Source organism: Streptomyces sp. SID3212, assembly GCF_009865405.1.
In the GTDB taxonomy this organism is placed as follows: Bacteria; Actinomycetota; Actinomycetes; order Streptomycetales; family Streptomycetaceae; genus Streptomyces.
This window is the reverse complement of sequence record NZ_WWJY01000320.1, coordinates 1-747: the sequence shown is the minus strand read 5'-3', so window position 1 is coordinate 747 and position 747 is coordinate 1. Positions and strand designations below refer to the sequence as shown.

Annotated in this window: 1 pseudogene; it reads right to left on the bottom strand. The window is 74.7% G+C overall.

The features are described from left to right. Positions 1-747: pseudogene (locus GT042_RS09655) on the bottom strand (virulence factor); the annotation flags it as partial.

Genomic DNA, 747 nt, shown 5'->3' with positions numbered 1-747 from the left:
GGCGGCCTGGTCGGCGGAGGCGCGGGCGTCGGCGGCGTGTCCCTCCGCGCGTCCGGCCGCGCCGTCGGCGGCCAGTGCGTCCTGGGCGGCCTGTTGGTCGTAGGTGACGGTGCGACTGAGGGACTGCGCCGCCTGGGCCGCGTACCCGGCCGCTTCGGAGGCGTAACCCAGTGCTTCCTTGGCGGAGTTACGGGCGTCGGCGGCGTAGCCGGCTGCTTCGGCGGCCAGTGTGTAGGCGGCCTTCGCGTCGCCGGTGGCGGCGTTGGCGGTGCTCTGCGCCTGGGCTGCCGCCTGCTGGGCGTTCTGGGCGTGCGCCTGGGCGACGGCCAGTTGCTGTTCGGCGATCGTCTTGGAGGACTGGCCGGTGAGAACGGCGAGTCCGGCGGCGAAGTCGGTGGTGATGTAGGGCGAGCCGAGCTGGATGGCGTCGTTGGCCGGTGCGGCGACCTGGATGGCGGCGTTACCGGCGTCTACGGCCGCCTGGGCCGTGGTGTAGGCGTGTCCGGCGGCGTCGTTGGCGCCCTTGATCGCGGTGGCTGCCTGCGCCTTGGCCGCGTCGGCCTGTGTCTTGGCGTCGGCCGCCTGTGCTTCGGCGTCGTCGGCGAGCTCGACCGCCGTACGGGCCGCGGTGGAGGCGTTCTTCGACGCCGTGATGGCGTCCGCGGCCGCGCTGGTCGCGGTGCGCACCGCCGCGTCGGCCGTCAGCTTGGCGGCTTGTGCCGCGTCGGCGTCCGAGCGGGCCCGTTC